This window comes from Candidatus Latescibacter sp. IFSED24 (assembly GCF_058273205.1).
The window spans coordinates 197,859-213,911 of sequence record NZ_CM177850.1 but is presented as its reverse complement, the minus strand read 5'-3'; the positions used below and the strand labels follow the sequence as shown (position 1 = coordinate 213,911).

The 16,053-nt window shown below is 70.5% G+C and carries 12 protein-coding genes; 5 read left to right on the top strand and 7 right to left on the bottom strand.

Annotation, left to right across the window (positions count from 1 at the left end; all coding sequences use genetic code 11):
• Positions 1 to 8: 8 nt before the first annotated feature.
• The gene (locus tag IFSED24_RS00835; RefSeq protein ID WP_491333332.1) at positions 9 to 1,235 is read right to left on the bottom strand and encodes a class I SAM-dependent methyltransferase; all 1,227 of its coding nucleotides are present in this window, start codon (positions 1,233 to 1,235) and stop codon (positions 9 to 11) included.
• A gap of 113 nt (positions 1,236 to 1,348) precedes the next feature.
• Here IFSED24_RS00835 and IFSED24_RS00830 point away from each other — a divergent pair, with 113 nt between their 5' ends.
• Complete coding sequence (locus tag IFSED24_RS00830) at positions 1,349 to 2,110, top strand: SDR family NAD(P)-dependent oxidoreductase (RefSeq protein WP_491333331.1); 762 nt, start codon at positions 1,349 to 1,351, stop codon at positions 2,108 to 2,110.
• A gap of 122 nt (positions 2,111 to 2,232) precedes the next feature.
• Here the strand turns inward: IFSED24_RS00830 and IFSED24_RS00825 are convergent, their stop codons facing one another.
• The 3 genes from IFSED24_RS00825 to IFSED24_RS00815 all read right to left on the bottom strand — a co-directional run bounded on the left by IFSED24_RS00825 (position 2,233) and on the right by IFSED24_RS00815 (position 6,392).
• Positions 2,233 to 4,473, bottom strand: a complete 2,241-nt coding sequence (locus tag IFSED24_RS00825) for a GreA/GreB family elongation factor (protein ID WP_491333330.1) — start codon at positions 4,471 to 4,473, stop codon at positions 2,233 to 2,235.
• Between the two features lie 111 nt (positions 4,474 to 4,584).
• Positions 4,585 to 5,250, bottom strand: a complete 666-nt coding sequence (locus tag IFSED24_RS00820) for a hypothetical protein (protein WP_491333329.1) — start codon at positions 5,248 to 5,250, stop codon at positions 4,585 to 4,587.
• Positions 5,251 to 5,522: 272 nt separating this feature from the next.
• The gene (locus IFSED24_RS00815; protein WP_491333328.1) at positions 5,523 to 6,392 is read right to left on the bottom strand and encodes a peptidase MA family metallohydrolase; all 870 of its coding nucleotides are present in this window, start codon (positions 6,390 to 6,392) and stop codon (positions 5,523 to 5,525) included.
• A 103-nt stretch (positions 6,393 to 6,495) separates the two neighbouring features.
• Between IFSED24_RS00815 and IFSED24_RS00810 the strand changes: the two genes are divergently transcribed.
• Positions 6,496 to 7,233 (top strand): SIR2 family NAD-dependent protein deacylase, encoded by a 738-nt coding sequence (locus IFSED24_RS00810; protein WP_491333327.1) that lies wholly within the window; start codon positions 6,496 to 6,498, stop codon positions 7,231 to 7,233.
• An 11-nt stretch (positions 7,234 to 7,244) separates the two neighbouring features.
• Positions 7,245 to 8,072, top strand: a complete 828-nt coding sequence (locus IFSED24_RS00805) for a PHP domain-containing protein (RefSeq protein WP_491333326.1) — start codon at positions 7,245 to 7,247, stop codon at positions 8,070 to 8,072.
• Here the strand turns inward: IFSED24_RS00805 and IFSED24_RS00800 are convergent.
• On the bottom strand, positions 8,063 to 9,439 hold the full coding sequence (locus IFSED24_RS00800; protein ID WP_491333325.1) for a sulfatase family protein: 1,377 nt from the start codon (positions 9,437 to 9,439) through the stop codon (positions 8,063 to 8,065). The two genes, IFSED24_RS00805 and IFSED24_RS00800, sit on opposite strands and share 10 nt — an antisense overlap.
• A gap of 126 nt (positions 9,440 to 9,565) precedes the next feature.
• Positions 9,566 to 12,625, bottom strand: coding sequence for a S8 family serine peptidase (locus IFSED24_RS00795; RefSeq protein ID WP_491333324.1), 3,060 nt, complete (start codon positions 12,623 to 12,625; stop codon positions 9,566 to 9,568).
• Between the two features lie 199 nt (positions 12,626 to 12,824).
• On the opposite strand from IFSED24_RS00795, the gene IFSED24_RS00790 reads away from it, so the two are divergent.
• Both IFSED24_RS00790 and IFSED24_RS00785 read left to right on the top strand, forming a co-directional pair.
• Positions 12,825 to 14,015 (top strand): trans-sulfuration enzyme family protein, encoded by a 1,191-nt coding sequence (locus tag IFSED24_RS00790; protein WP_491333323.1) that lies wholly within the window; start codon positions 12,825 to 12,827, stop codon positions 14,013 to 14,015.
• Between the two features lie 47 nt (positions 14,016 to 14,062).
• The gene (locus tag IFSED24_RS00785; RefSeq protein WP_491333322.1) at positions 14,063 to 15,349 is read left to right on the top strand and encodes a hypothetical protein; all 1,287 of its coding nucleotides are present in this window, start codon (positions 14,063 to 14,065) and stop codon (positions 15,347 to 15,349) included.
• On the opposite strand, the gene IFSED24_RS00780 is transcribed toward IFSED24_RS00785, so the two are convergent.
• Positions 15,346 to 16,038 (bottom strand): hypothetical protein, encoded by a 693-nt coding sequence (locus IFSED24_RS00780; RefSeq protein ID WP_491333321.1) that lies wholly within the window; start codon positions 16,036 to 16,038, stop codon positions 15,346 to 15,348. The genes IFSED24_RS00785 and IFSED24_RS00780 overlap by 4 nt on opposite strands.
• Between the last annotated feature and the right edge of the window lie 15 nt (positions 16,039 to 16,053).

Below are 16,053 nucleotides of genomic sequence, written 5' to 3'. Positions count from 1 at the left end.
GGCGTCGCTCAGAGGTCCACCGGATGCGGACGGTAGACCACGCCCGAGGTGAGGAAATGCGCCAGGACGGTCTCGGCCTGCCCGGCATTCACTCCCTCCTTGGCCAGCGCCTGGACGAATTCCTTGCCGGTGAACGGCACCGCCTGGCCGGCCAGCAGGAGGCCGCCCCGGGCCTCGGGGCCCGGCCGCAGCGCCCGGGGTTCGCGGGCGCGGATCCTGACGCGCAGGCTCTCGGTTCGCTGGGCGGCCCGCAGGTTGCGGACCTCGCGGGAGAACGTCACGTCGGGATTGACCACGAAGGTGGTGCGTTGCAGGTCCTCGGTCCGCGGCGGCTTGCGGGCGGGGTTGGCGGCGTGGGCCAGCAGGCACTCCAGCTTGGGCCGCTGGGTCAGGAGCTCCACCAGCCGGAAACGCTCCCGTGACGGCAGGGCCCGCAACCGCGTTTTCAGCTCGGGCTCGTCCACCAGCAGCGCGGGATCCCAGTCCGCCGGCTCGTTCCAGCCCACCACGTGCAGGCCCGCCCCCGCGGCCAGATCCCAGAGGTCGGGCACGTCGTAGTCGGTCTCGTTCACGTTGAGGAAGCGGTCGACGAACTCCACGTCGCTCACCTGGTCGCTGTCCGCCCACGGCGTGCCGGGAAAGAGGTGGCGTTCGGCGGCGGCGCAGAGGCGTCGCGCGGGCGCCACCTGCTCGGCCAGCGGCAGGTCGGCGGGCAGCAGGATCTTCAGCGCGGTGGCGAAGCGCTTCAGGGCCTCGCGACCGTGCCGGCCGTAGACCATGAACTGGATCACCCCGTGGGGCGCCAGCGTCTCAGCCAGGCGGGCCAGCCCGGCGGCGGGGTCGACCAGATGGTGCAGGACCCCGCTCGAGTAGATCACGTCGAAACCGTCCGCGGGCACCTCGACGCCGACGAGGGTCATGAGGTCCGCCTCGGCGAAGCGGACGTTGTCGAGCCCGAGCTGAGCGGCATGGCGACGGGCGTGATCGAGGGCGGTGGTGGAGATGTCGACCCCGAGGAACGACACGTCGGGCTGGGTGACCGCGGCGCCGCAGAGGCCCAGGCCGCGACCGCAGCCGGCGTCCAGCGCACGTAGACCACGCTTGCCGTCCGGACGCGGCTGCTGGACCCGCGACAGGAGATAGCGCACGTCCCAGCACACGCGCAGGACCGGGCTGCCGTCGGGATAAGGGAACAGGTCGTACTGGTCGCGGACGGCGGCGGTGATGGGGTCCATGGCTACCTCCGGAGGTGGTCGGGGAGAAGGCGCACCCACTCTACCACGGCGCTGGTCGGTATGCTATCGTGCCGGACGGAACAACGCTCGAGAACATCGTCCCGGAGGACACCATGCTCAAGGAGAAGATCGTGCTGGTCACCGGCGCCAGCAGCGGCATCGGCCGCGCCTGCTGCGAGGCCTTCGCCGATCAGGGCTGCCGCCTGATCCTGGCCGCGCGGCGCGACGAGAAGCTCGCGGCGCTGGCCGCCGACCTGCCCGTCGAGACCCACACCCTCGTGCTCGACGTCCGCGATCGCGAGGCCGTGGACCGCGCCATGGCGGACCTGCCCGCCGCCTGGGCCGACATCGACATCCTGGTCAACAACGCCGGCCTCTCGCGCGGGCTCGAGCCGGTGCACGAGGGCCTGTGGTCCGACTGGGAGGAGATGATCGACACCAACATCAAGGGGCTGCTGTGGGTGACCCGCGCGGTGCTGCCGGGCATGGTGGCGCGCGACCGCGGCCACGTCATCAACATCGGCTCCATCTCGGGCCACCAGGTCTACCGGGGCGGCGCCGTCTACTGCGCCACCAAGCACGCCGTGGCCGCCATCACCCAGGGCCTGCGCCTGGACCTGCTCGGCACCCGGGTGCGGGCCTCGAGCGTGGATCCCGGCATGGTCGAGACCGACTTCTCACTGGTCCGCTTCCACGGCGACCAGGCTCGCAGCGACCAGGTCTACCGGCAGTTCCCGCCGCTTGCTGCGAGCGACGTCGCCGACTGCGTGGTCTACTGCGCCACCCGACCCGACCACGTGGCCGTCATGGACATGGTGGTCATGCCCCAGGACCAGGCCGCGGTGTACGGGAGCTTCGACCGCGGCGTCGATTGACAGCCAGCCGCGTTGTCGGAGAGGGGGATTCCAGGGCAACGTCTCATCCTGTCGAACGGCCTGCTGCTGGCGGCGACCGTCGTGGTCAACGCAGACGTGCCCACCGTCGACCGAGGCGGCGGCTACTCGATGGCCGGCTCCACCGCCAGCACTTCCCACTCGCGGCGATCGTCGTTGTCGCCGTAGACCACGGTCTCGCCCACCTTCTTGCCCATGAACGCCAGGGCCAGCGGGGCGCGGTAATTGAGGATGCCCTGCTCGCTGTCGGTGTCCCAGGGACCCAGGAACGTGAAGCGGTGTTCCTCGCCGGTGGCCTGCTCGCGGGCCCGCACCCGGGTGCCGATGTTCACGTAGCTCGAGTCGGCCATGTCCAGATCGATGACCTTGGCCTGCTTGAGCTCCCCCTCCAGCGTGGTGGCGCGGCTGGCCAGCTGGTCGCGCTTCTCCAGCGCGGCGGTCCACTCGCTGTTCTCGGAGAGGTCGCCGTGGCTGGCGGCCTCGCCGATCTGCTTGGCCACCTCGGGGATATCCACCTCGATGATGTGGTTGAGCTGATCCTGCGTGCGGCGCAGTCCGGCCTCGGTGGTGTAGATCAGGGTCTCGTCGGCCCAGGGCAGGGTCTGCTCGGTGAACAGCAGGGGGTGTTCCGCGCGCAGCATCAGCTTGAGGCGTGAACGCAGGGCTGGATTGAGGCCGTCGTTGTCGCTCATCAGCGGGCGCAGCGCCTGGAGCTGCTCGTGATCGGCCTCGCGGATCACCTCGAGCAGGGGCTGGGCCTTGAGGCAGGTCAGATCGGTCCGGGCCGATTCGAGCACCTTGAGGTGGCGCTCCTCGCCGCTGACGGCATAGAGGTGGCCCACGGCGTTGGTCATGACCAGCAGGGCCTCGAGGCAGCGGTAGGGAGTCAGCTCGGTGTAGTCGCGGAGCGCGCGGCCCAGCGGGCCCGTGCCGTTGCGCCCCCGCCACAGCCAGATGATCAGGTCGGGGCTCGCGGTGGGCCGGGTCACCGCCTGGCCCATGGTGGCGCGCAGTTCGGCCGACTTGCCACCCTCGAGGAGGCCGCGGCCGAGCATGTCGCACAGGCGCTTGCCGGCGCGGAGCATCACGGCGCACCAGACCTCGGCCCAGTGGTCGGGCTGCGACTCGCGCAGGTAGTCGAGGGTCCGGTTCAGGAGCTGCTCGGGCAGGTCGCTCACCAGCGCCCCCTTGTCGGGGATGCGGCCGAGGACCTGGAGCGCGGCGCGGGGATTCGGCTTGGCCACCTCGACCCCGCGGGCGGCCACCCGCGCGTGGGTGGCCAGGCCGGCCAGGGCCAGGGCCGGCTGCTCCGCGAGCACCGAGACCGCCACCTTGGCGGCGCCGTTGCCGTAGTGCACCAGGAGCTCCGGGTCGGCGTCGAACTTGGCGCCCTTGCGCGAGGTCTCGTCGAGGTAGGACTGCACCAGCTTGAGCTTCTCGACGGGATCCTTCTCGCGGTCGAAACGGCGGCGCAGGCGGTCCTCGTAGCGGTCGGCCTGGCGCATGATCCGGAAGGTGGGCTGCGAGCCGGCGCCCATGCCCATGAGCGGGTCGTGGCGCAGCACCTCGCGCGCGTTGGGCCACCAGGCTTTCCAGCCCTTATCGCCCTGGAGCGTGGTCACGTGCTTCTTGAGGTTCTTGTACGAGAGCACGCCGTCGAGGTCGGCCTTGATGGCGAGCTTGACGAACTCGGAGGGATCCTCGTCGGCGAGGTTGCGCAGGCGGTCGGGGTCGTAGAGCACCAGCGCCGGGAAGTAGTCGGCGGGCTTGGGGTAGGCCTTCTCGATGGTGGCCGGGCCGTACTCGTTGCGGCGCTCCTCGAAGCGGACGATCAGCAGACCGGTGTCGGCGTCGACCGATTCCACCAGGCCGGGCATCACGAAGCTGTAGTCCACCAGGAAGCTGCCGGGCTGGAGGTCGCAGTATCGATCGAGCTTGGCCAGGGCTTGCGCCTGGTCCTCGTCCTCGCCGGCCAGGAGCGCGATCAGGCCGGGGAGTTCGACGAAGTCGGCGTGCACGGCGAGGTAGAGGCGGTGCAGATGCTGGCGCACGCCGGGGGCCTTGGTGGGCATCTGGCGCGCACCCTCGCGGGCGGCGTCCAGCGCCGCCGCGGCGCCGTCGCGGCTCTCCACCTGCTCGATCACCGCGCTGGCGAAGGTGTCGGCCTGCACGCGCTCGCCCAGGCGGAACACCTGGCCGGACAGGGCCAGCAGGTCCTCCACCGGGTACTCGGGATTGGCCACGGCCTCGGGCCAGTGTTCCTCGAGCTGGTCGAACTTCTTGGTGTTGGCGAGTTTGCCGAGCTTGATGAGACTGGGGGGCTTGGGAGCGGAGGCGTCCTGCATGTGCCATCCTCGCGATAACGTGGTCGCCGGGGGTCCGGTAGTCAAAAAGGCGCGCCCCAAGATAGTCTCTCGGGGCGCGATGCGAAAGCCGGTGCGTGCGGAGCCGGGTGCTTACTTCACCATGGTCATCTTGGTGACTTCCACCTTGTCGCCGCAGATGTAGCGCGTGACGTAGGTCCCGGTGGCCTGCATGCGGCCAAAATCGTCGCGGCCGTCCCAGGTGACCTCGTGCCAGCCGGGTTCGGGATCCACCTCGAAATGACGCAGGCGCTGGCCGCGCAGGTTGAAGATCTCCAGCGCCATGCGGGTGCCGGTCTCGGCGCCCTCGGGCACGCCGTAGGCGATGCGCGTCTCAGGATTGAACGGGTTCGGATAGTTGGGGTTGAGCATGGGCTCGACCGGCGGCAGCTCGCCCGGATTCTCGCCCGTCCGTTCGACGTCGAAGTAGATGGGGTCGGACCACTCGCTGGGGACCGAGGGACGGCCCAGGCTGTCGTAGCCAATCACGCGGATGCGCTGCACCACGCCGCGCTCGGCGGCCAGGGTGAAGAGGGTGTCGGCGTCCACGGTGGCCACCAGTTCCTCGGCGCTGCCGCCCTTCTGCAGGAAGACCTCGTAGCGCACGGCAAGGGCGCAGGGATTGCCGTCCTCGTCGGCGGCCGGACACGACGCCCAGCCGAAGGTCACTTCCACCAGTTCGTCGGCGCTGGCGGCGCCCGCCACCAGCAGCAGGATCGCCACCAGCAGGATCTGTCCGGTCTTGCGGATGCGGTTCACGTGCTCCACCTCTGCCGTTGAATGCCCGGTCCGGCCCCCGCGGGCCGCCATCAGCCGGCAGTTGCAAGCCCGGGACCAGGCGATCCAACCGCCCGAATTCCACGCAAAATCCTGTCTGAAAGGGGGTTACCATTTCAGGATCGCGAAAGTCTTATATGGCAAGTAATCGGACCGAACGGCAGATCGGGCAGCCGGCAAAACCTGCCTGTCCGCGGTCGTGCGGATTGCAAGGACGCGCGAGGAGCCAGGAGGACGTCCGGGGAAGCCTCGGATCAGGCGGGATCCGTCCGGTCATCATCGAGATCGCGGCGGCGGCCGAGAATGATCTTGCGCAACGCCCCTGCGGTGAACACCACCGCCATGATCACGAACAGCGTGGGCCAGCGGAAGATCAGGAGCACCCAGCCGAAGCGCAGCCGCATGGCGCCGGCGAAGCGGTTCTCGAACTGGTCGGGCTGCTCGCCCGTGGCGGCGGTGAAGCCGGCATCGAAATCACCGAGGCGCCGCGAGGCCTCCACCACCCGCCGGACCGCCTGCGGGCCGTGCTGTCCCTCGAGCCAGTTCACGGCGAGCAGGCTGGTGCGGTAGGCCCGGTCGGCCGCGCCCGCGTGGCGGGGAAACGGCCCATCCAGGCTGGCCAGCGAGGGCAGGTGCCCCTCCAGGATCACGCCGACCGTGTCGCTGAAGCGCCACTCGCCGCTGGCCTGCATGGCCACGCCCTCGTGCAGCCAGGTGGGCAGGCGAGCCTCGCCCGCCGCCTGGAACAGGAGCGCGTGGGCCATCTCGTGCATGAACACCGCCTCGGGGCCCGGCCCGGTGGTGGGCAGGCGTTCATGATCGAGAGCGATGACGCGACCGCCCGGCATGGCCACGCCCACGCCCCAGTCGGGAATGCTGTGCTGGAAGAAACCCGCGAACTCCGCGCTGCGCAGCACCAGGCAGAACACGGTGTCGACCGGCGCTCCCGCGGGGAAGATCGCCTCGGCCAGGGCCGTGCCACGCTCCTGCCAGACCCGCTCGCAGAGCCGGGCCACCGGCAGCGCCGCCTCGTCGCCAAGCCGGAAATGGACCGGCGGCGGCGACGCTCCCGCCGCCAGCGCGGTGGTCAGCAGGCACAGGACGAGCAGGATCGGACGGCGCATCGTGGCATTCTCCCGGTTGCATGACGGGCGGGTTGGGTCGATCATGGCCCACGGGATCCGCCGGGGCAAGCGCGGGGAATGACGCCCGCAGCCAGGAGCCGCCATGAACGACCATCATCACGAGCAGTTCGCCGACCTGCGCGACCGCCTGGGCCCGGTCACTCCGGTCTGCGTCCTCAGCGGCGCGGGAATCTCCGCCGCCAGCGGCATCCCCACCTTCCGCGGCGCCCAGGACAGCCTCTGGTCGCAGTACCGGCCCGAGGAGCTGGCCACCCCCGAGGCCTTCGCCCGCGACCCCGAACTGGTCTGGCGCTGGTACGACTGGCGCCGGGGCCTCATCGCCGCCAGCGAGCCCAACGCCGCCCACCATGCGCTGGCCGAACTCGCCGGCCGCACGCGCCTGACCCTGGTGACCCAGAACGTCGACGGCTACCACCAGCAGGCCGGCAGCAGCGGCGTGGTCGAGTTCCACGGCAGCATCTGGCAACTGCGCTGCACCCGCTGTCACCACACGGCCGAGGACCGCCGCGTCCCCTTGCCCATCCCCCCGCGCTGCCCCGAGTGCCAGGCCCTGCTGCGCCCGGGCGTGGTGTGGTTCGGCGAGGGGATCCCGCCGCAGGCCATGGAGGACGCCACCGTGGCGGCCGCGCATTGCCGCGTCCTCCTGGTCATCGGCACCGCGGGCGCCGTCTATCCCGCCGCCGGTCTGGTCGACATCGCCCGCTCGGCCGGCGCCTTCGTCGCCGAGTTCAACCTCGAACCCAGCGGCATCACCGCCCGCGCGGATGCCTTCTTCGCCGGCAGCGCCGCCGACACCGTGCCCCTGCTCGTGCAGGCTTGAAAGGACACCCCATGCTCGTCGACCTGCACAGCCACAGCGACCAGTCCGACGGCTCGCTGACCCCCGAGGAACTCGTCGACCACGCCGCCGGTCTCGGCCTCTCCGTGCTCGCCTTGACCGACCACGACACCACCGCCGGCCATCGGCGTTTCCGCGAACGCGCCGCAGCGGTCGGCCTGCGCCCGGTCTGCGGGGTGGAGATCTCCTGTACCTGGGACGACGGCAACTGCCACCTGGTCGGCCTGGACGTGCCCGACGACGACGGCCCCCTCGAAGCGGCGCTGCTCGAGATTCGCGGCGGGCGTCACCGGCGCAACGAGAAGATCATCGCCCGCCTCAACGAGCTGGGCTATCTGGTGACCCTGGACGAGGTGAGCGCGCTCGCCGGCGGCGACGTGGTGGCCCGCCCCCACATGGCGCGCACCCTGGCCGCCAAGGGGCTGGTCCCCAGCTACCAGGAAGCCTTCGACGACCTGCTCGGCAAGGGCGGTCCCGCCTACGTCGACCGCTTCCGACTCGGTCCCGAGGACGCCGTGGCGCTGGTGCTCCAGGCCGGCGGCAAGCCCATCCTCGCCCACCCGGGCCAGCTCAAGCTCGACGCGCAAGGCGTGCGCGACCTGGCCGCCCGGCTCAAGGACCACGGGCTGTACGGCCTCGAGGTCTATTACACCGGAGTGACCGAAGAGCGGCTCGCGGCCTACGGCGCCATCGCCGACGAGCTCGGCCTGCACCGCGGCGGCGGCAGCGACTTCCACGGTGCCGCCAAGCCCCACGTGGTCATGGGCTGCTACGGCCCCGGCAAGCTCATCCCCACCGAAGTGGCCAGCGACTACATGTAGCCCAGGTCCTTCAGCTCCTGCTCGATGCGCGCCTTCTCGTCGGCGTCGATCTCGGCGGCGCTCTGGGGCGGCGTGGCGTGGAGCTCGCGGATGAGGCGCCGCAGCGGCTCGCGCCGGCGGCGGTCGCCGGCCAGGTTGGTCTGCTCGTGAGGGTCGGCTGCCAGGTCGTAGAGCTCCTCGCGGTACTGGCCGAGCTGGATCATGCGCGCCACCAGCTTGAGCCGCGCCAGGCGCGACAGGCCCGGGAACGGCACCGGTCGGATGAGCTTGAGATCGCCCTGGCGCACCGCGGTCTTGAACTTGCCCTGGCAATGCACTGCCTGCGTGGGCGGCGCGCCGCCGCGCAGCGCGGCGCGGAACGAGTGTCGGGCCAGCCGCTGGGGCAGGGGCAGCCCCGCCAGCTCCAGCAACGTGGGCCACAGCCCGACGTGGCTCAGCGGCGCGGCGATCCGGCGCCCGGCGAGCACGCCGTCCGGCTCGCGCACCACCCCCACCGTGCGGATGATCTCCTCGTTGAGCGTGATCTGGCCGTGGGTGAACTGGCCGTGTTCGAGGAACTCCTCGCCGTGGTCGCTCATCACCGCGATCACGGTGTCGCCGGCGAGGTCGAGCTCGGTCAGGGTGTCGAGCAGTTCGGCGATGGCCTCGTCGTTGTAGCGGATCGAGGCGTCGTACTTGTCGCGCAGCCACTGCAGCGTAGCGGGGTCGAGCGAGCGACGGCCGCGGTTCACGCGCATGATCAGGTCGGTGATGGTGTCGTCGGTGACCGCCTGGCCCGGGTCGAGGCGCTCGAGGTCCTGGGGGAACATGATGCGGCGAACCTCGCTGTCGACGCGCTCGGCAGCGACCGAATCGAAGCGGTCGGCGAACTCGGCGGGCAGGCGGTACGGCGCGTGCGGGCCGTCGTAGTGCACGAAGAGGCACCAGGGCTGCGGGCCGCGGCCGTGCTCGCGCAGCCATTCGCTCGCGCCGGCGCTCACGGCGCGGGGCAGCTCCTTGGCGAAGTCGAAGCTGCGCGTTTCGGTGACCAGCTCGCTCGGACCCCAGATGTCGCGCAGGAGGCTCTTGAAGAAGCGGAAAGTCACCACGCCGCCGGTGCGATAGCCGGCGGCATCGAGGAGGCTCTTGACCGGCGAGGTGCGCACGCGCTGGTGGAACTCGAGGACGCCGTGCTGCTGGGGATACGACGCGGTGAAGAGCGAGGTGAACGCCGGCGCCGTGAAGTTGGAGGCCGACCAGAACGCGTCGAGGACCGCGCCCTCGGCGGCCAGCGCGTCGAGGCGCGGCGAGGTCGGTCGCGCGTAGCCGTAGCAACCCAGATGGTCGGCACGCAGGGTGTCGACGGCGATGAGCAGAACGTTGCGCAAGGGGACTCCTCTGGATGGGAAGGCGAGGGGAGCGCTGGACATTCTACACCAGGCGGGACGGCCCCAGCAAGAGCGAGGCTCGCGGCGCCGGCGCCGCGGGCCTCCTGGCCGGATCCGGGACCGTGGCTACTCGACCGCGATGGGCACCGAGAGCACCAGGCGGCCGCCCCGGTCGCCCGGACGCTTGTCGCTGGTGTCCTCGTCGCGGAACTCCACCGCGCCGAAGTAGCCCATGCCGTCGGGAGCCGCGGGCCACTCGCCCGCGAAGGCGAGTTCCAGCTCGGTGGGCACCCCGCAGTACAGCCGGAGCGGTCCGCGCCCTGGGCCGTCCACCGACGCCGTGACCGGGGCCGCGAAGTAGTAGCGCTCCTCGACGTCGAAGCCCCAGTCCTTCATGTCGGCCGCGATGGCGAACGCACCCACCACCTGCAGCGTGAAGCGCGCCTCGCTCTGGCCCGCCGGCAGCGACACGCCCAGATCCACCTCGGTGCCGTCGAAGCCGGTCTGGCGCACCGCGCGACCGCTGGCGTCGAGAATGTTCACGGCACAGTCGGTGTGCAGGTTGGCCACCTGTTCGGTCATCTCCAGGTGGAACTCGGCGCGCGGCGTGGCGGCGTCCAGGGTGAACGGCAACGACCACTCGTCGGTCTTCTCCAGCTCGACCGTGTGCTCCTTGAGCCAGCCCGCGACCTCGGCGTTGGCGGCGCCGCGGAACACGCCGGGGAAGCTGCGGGTCACGCTCAACGTGGCCTTGGCATCCTTGCCGGCGCCCGGCCGCTTGAGCTTGCTGATGGTGGCGGGCTCGGCATCGTAGCCGTCGCAGCTCACGGTCAGCCGGTAGTCGCTGTCCTCCATGGCCATGATCGAGGCGACCACGTTGATCTCCCAGGTTCCGGGAAAGAGCTCGGGCTCGAGGACGGTCATGTCCTTGATGGGATCGCCGTCGCGGCTGGCGTAGCCGGCGAAGCCGCCGCGGACCCGGCCCTCGGGGTCGCAGATCTCGGTGAGCACGCGGGCGCCCTTGCCGGCGCCGGTGTCCTTGCTCGCCTCCAGACGCACGCGCATGGCGCTGGCGCCGGCGGGCACGTCCACGTAGTAACGGTGGACCCAGCTGGCGGGCAAGTCCTTGCCGTCCCAGCTCACCGAGAAGCCGTTCTCGGGCGAGAGCGGCGTGCCCACGACCACGGTGTTCCAGAGGTAGAACTCGCGGCCGGCCAGGCCCGAGAGGTCGCCGCCGTCGAGGCTGCCGATGACCCGCGCGGCGTAGTGGCCGGGCTCCTCGAGCTTGCCGCCGTCGTACTGGAGCGAGACGGTCATGGCGCGCTCGCCGCGGACGTAGTCCTTGCCGGTGACGACCTTCAGCCAGTCGGCCTCGCTCTTGAACGAGAAGCTGCGCAGGAAGCTGTCGCGCTCGTCGGGGCCGAGGTCGGGGTGGAAGACGGGCTCGATCGAGAAATCGACGCGGTCGGGCGCCGTGGGCACGCCGCCCGGCACGCGCCAGTAGGCGGCCGACGCCAGGCCGTCGCTCTGGAACGGGCAGCGCGTCTCCACGTGGTACCAGAGCACCTGGTGGGCCGACTCGCTCGCAGCCAGTTCGCGCAGCACCGGCCAGCTCGCCGGCACGTTCACCAGACCGCCGCCCTGGTCGTTCAGGGTCAAACCCTCGATGCGGCTGGCGCCGGCGATGACCGCGCGCTTGACCAGGCCCCAGTGGGTCACGAGGCCCTCCTGGCGCGCCGCCGAGAGCAGCAGCGCCACGGCGCCGGCGCACTCGGGGCTGGCCATGCTGGTGCCGTTGTAGCGCGCCGAGCCGTCGTCGAAGCCGGGCACCGTGGACAGCGCCGAGCCGGGGGCCACCACGTCGGGCTTGGGCGTCTCGCCGCCGCGGCTCGAGAAGGCGAACATGGTGTTGCGGGGCAGGTCGGCGTCGTAGAGGTCGCGGGCGGTGGTGGACGAGAGGTAGGCGCCCACCGAGATGAGGCTCTCGCTGGTGGCGGGCAGGCCCACGGTGGACAGGCCCGGCCCCTCGTTGCCGGCGCTGGTGCAGACGTAGAAGTCGGGGTTCTCGGCCATGAGCTCGTCGAGCCAGCGGCCCATGGCGTCGTCGCCCTCCTCCACGGCGCCGATGCCGAAGCTCATGTTCACCACCACCGGCAGGCCCCAGCGCTTGCCGAACTCCACTGCGTGCTCGTAGGCCTTCTTCATGCTGGAGGTGCGCGTGGCGCCGCCGGCGAGGCGGTTGTCGCCCAGCTTGCAGCTGATCACGAACGCGCCGGGGGCGGCGCCGTCCATGGTCTCCTGGTTCCAGACCTGGTGGCCGGCGGCGATGCCGGCGCAGTGGCTGCCGTGGCCGCCGTCGTCGAAGTGGAACTCGGCGACCGGCGCCTCGGGGGCGCCCAGGAAGTCCTCGTCCTGACGCACGTTCACCGACCAGGCCATGAGCGTGCGGCTCTCCGGCGCGCTGTCGCTGCCGAGGCCGAAGCTGTCGAAGTTAACGTGGTAGTCGCGCAGGACCCGCTCGCCAGCCAGGTCGCCGTCGGCGTTGGTGTCCACGGCCACGAGCCAGACGCGCTGCGAGGCGCGCTCGGTAGCCACGCGCGCGGCGGCGGTCTCGTTGAGCGCGGCCAGCTGCGCGTAGCCGGCGCCCTCGCCCAGCGCCGCCTCGGCCTGGGCACGGTCGGCCTGCCAGACCAGGAACCCGAAGACGTCGCCGGTGTCGCCGTCGTCGTTGAGGTCGTGGACGTCGGGATTGTTGAGGAACTCGGGTTCGCGGATGGCGCCGATGAACACCTTGCCGTCGGCGGCCGGCACCACCTTCAAGGAGCCGGCACCCTTGAGCTGCAGACCGTCCTCGGCGCGCCAGACACCGGCGTCGGCGTCCCAGGTCGCGGCCTCGGTGGACCAGTCGCCCTCGGTGGAGAAGTCGCGCACGTCGAGCACCTTGACCAGGCCCTGGCTCGTGGTCTGCAGGCCCGGCGCGAAGAGGTCGACCCCGGTGTCGAGGATGGCCACCACCACGCCGCGGCCGTCCCATTCAGGGTGGTCCTGGCGCCAGGTCACGGCACCCATGTCGTTGTTAGGCATGAAATTCCAGGCCTGCTGGGCCTGGCCGGCCAGGGCTGCGCAGAGCACTGCGGCCAGCACGATGGCGCGCAGCAGCGGCCGGGTCGGACGGATGGCGAACATGGCGGACCTCCGGGGATGGCGTCGGGGCGGACTGGAACAACCCAGCTATGATAAATGGCGGGCCGGACCGGAACAAGCTGCGCCCTGCCGCGCGGGAGTTGACGCCGGCGACGGATGTGACCACCCTAAGGTGGCCGGCGTGGTCCGCGCCGCCGGCCGTACTCCAGCATTCACCGTCTCGAGGAAGGACAGATCCGCCATGCATGAGATCGAGAAGCTGGGCCGTCTGACCCAGGTCATCCACGCCGGCCAGCACACCGATCCGGCCACTGGTGCCGTCTCGGTGCCCATCTACCAGAGCAGCACGTTTGCCTTCAAGAACGCCGACCACGGAGCGGCCTCGTTCCGCGGCGACGCCGATGGTGGGCTCATCTACACCCGCCTGGGCAATCCCACGATCATGGCGCTCGAAGAGAGCGTGTCGATCCTGGAGAAGGGTCACGGCGGCATGGCCTGTGCCACGGGCATGGCCGCGGTGAACCTGGTCTACTACGCGCTGCTCTCGCAGAACGACCACATCGTCTGCACCGAGTCGCTCTACGGCCCCAGCCGCATGGTGCTCGAGACCGAGTATCCGCGCTTCGGCATCTCGGCCAGCTTCGTCGACTCCGCCGACCCGGCCAACGTGGCCGCCGCCATGCGCCCGGAGACCAAGCTGGTCTTCCTGGAGACCCCGGCCAACCCCACGCTGAAGCTCGCCGACATCGCCGCCATCGCCGAGATCGCCCACGACCACGGCGCGCTGCTCTGCGTGGACAACACCTTCTGCAGCCCGCTCCTGCAGAACCCGCTGGAACTCGGCGCCGACATCGTCCTTCACAGCATGACCAAGTTCATCAACGGCCACTCCGACGTCGTCGCCGGCATGGTCGTGGCCAAGGAGCCCGAGCTGTACGCCCGGCTGCTCAAGGTCCACAAGAACCTGGGCGGCACCATGGATCCCCACCAGGCCTGGCTGGTGCTGCGCGGCATCAGGAGCCTGGGGTTGCGCATGGAACGGGCGCAGGAGAACAGCGTGAAGCTGGCGCATTTCCTGGAGAATCACCCCAAGATCGACTGGGTGCGCTATCCTTACCTGGAGAGCCACCCCCAGCACGAGCTGGCGCGCCGGCAGATGCGCGGCGGTGGGGCGGTGATCAGCTTCGGGGTCAAGGGCGGCCTCGTGGCAGGCAAGCAGCTCATGGACAACCTCGAACTGCCCACCCTGGCGGTGAGCCTGGGCGGCATCGAGACCCTGATCGAACACCCGGCCAGCATGACCCACGCCGGGATCCCCGCGGATGAGCGCCTGGCGGCCGCCATCACCGACGACCTGGTGCGCATCGCCGTGGGCTGCGAGGACTACGCCGACCTGGAGGCCGACCTGGCCCGGGTCCTCGATACCATCTGAGCACGGCGGGGGTCGGGCCCGGCCCGGCCCCCCACCACAGGAGGAAGATGAACGAGCAGTGGATCCGCGCCGACCGGATCATGGATTCGTGGCATGACATCCGCTGGGAGGTGGATTTCTCCGCGCATCCGCTGCTGCATCCCCACTTCCTCGACAGCCCCTCGCGGATCCGCCGCTTCCTCCAGCTGACCCACGAACGCATCCAGCGCGACGAGACCGCCTACCACCGCGAGGCCGCGCGCCTGGTGCGCCCGTTGCGCCAGGCGCACGGCGAGATCCCCCCCGGTCCCGACGACGTGCTCATCGTGGCCGAATTCCTGGGCGAGGCCGACGTCTATCTGCAGTCGACCATCTCGTTGCTCCCCGAATCCGTGGGACGCCACGTGACCATCCTGCCCGAGGTCGCCGCCTGCCACGACCTCCGCGAACTGATGGGCCTGGCCTTCGCCGAGGGCGACCCGCGCCGCAGCTTCGAGGCGCGGCGCAAGCTCCACCTGGCCAATCTGCTGCTGGACATCGATCACTCGCGCCACATCCAGGACGGCCCGCTGCACCTCGCCTACTTCGAGGAGCTCCTCGACCACTGCCTCTGGCGGCACAAGACCCAGCACTACGGGGTCAACGTGGGCTTCCACGCCGACGAGGACGGCGAGACCATCCACTACTCGGTCCGGCCGCGCCCCGAGGATCAGATCTGGCACTTCGACACCACCTTCATCGAGGCTCGCGACGGCGCCCGCAAAATCGGCCTGGACATCCTCTACTACAACTGCCGATTCAAGCGCTCGGTGGATCGGGTGAGCTACGAGGTGGTCGACGGCCAGCACCGGGTGATGGAGCGCATGCGCTGGCAGGAGATGCGCCAGCACCGCAGCGGCTCGCTGCTCTCCAAGATGCTGCGCAAGGGGATCAACAATCCCGACGAGATCGGCGACATCCTCGGCGCCATGTTCATCGTCCACGACGAGGACTCCCTGGACGACCTGATCTCGCTGCTGGATGGCGGGATGGGCAACCCGTTCGTCTGGCGCAACATCACTGACACCCTGGGCCCCACCCCCAGCGGCATGAGTCTCAACCTCCACAGCGGCAGGGGATTCCGGGTATTCAAGGGCGACATGGACATCCTGTTCCCGGGCCGTTACCCCGGCCAGGCGCCCTACCGGTTCACCGTGGAGATCCAGGTCCATACCCTGGAGAGCTTCCTGCGCACGGTCTGTGGCGTGCACCACGCCAACCACCTGGCACTGAAGCTCCGGCAGTTCCTGCTGGGATTGGTGCCGGTGATCTTCCCCGCCGAGATCTACGGGACCGACTGGCTGCTGCGCAGCTAGTCGCGGACCACGCCCACACCCAGCGCCAGCCGGGCCAGGGCCGTGGCGTGCCGGCGGTCGGTGTCGGCCACGGTGGGCCGTGCCGCGGCGACAACCTCCGGCAGCTGCGGATCGGTCGCCGGCAGGGTGGCGGGATCGGCCAGCGCCACCGTCAGCACCAGTCGCCCGCCGTTGTCGGCCGCCCGACGGCTCAGATCGCGCAGCCGCATGAGATGCTCCACGCGTTCGGGGAAGGTCTCCAGGTGGCCCACGAACATGGTCACGCCCACGGTGGCGCCGGCCAGGAGCGCCGCCTCGAGCAGCCGCAGATGCTCCGCCAGCGGCGGTGACCAGGCCAGAGCCTCCCAGATTCGAGGGCTCAGCAGCCGGGGTGCGGACAACGCGGCCAGCGGCGGCTCGTCCGCCACCGCGAGGTCGGCGTCCGCCAGCGCGATCTCCGCGGCAGCCTGCTCCAGGTCGGCCAGGCTGGCCTCCTCGCTCAGCAGGAGCAGTTCGCCGCTCTCCAGCGGACGGGCCGCGGCCTCGGCCAGGAGTTCCCTGGCCAGCTCGCTGGTGGAGGGCGCCGGCTGTCGCGGCGGCACGGGTTGCACCGCGGAAGGGCGTGGTTCGGCTTCGCGACGGCGCACCAGCTCGGCATAGCGGTCCGGGGGCATGGGCAGATCGGCAGGGTCGGGTCCTCGGCGGAACATGCGGCGATGTCCTTT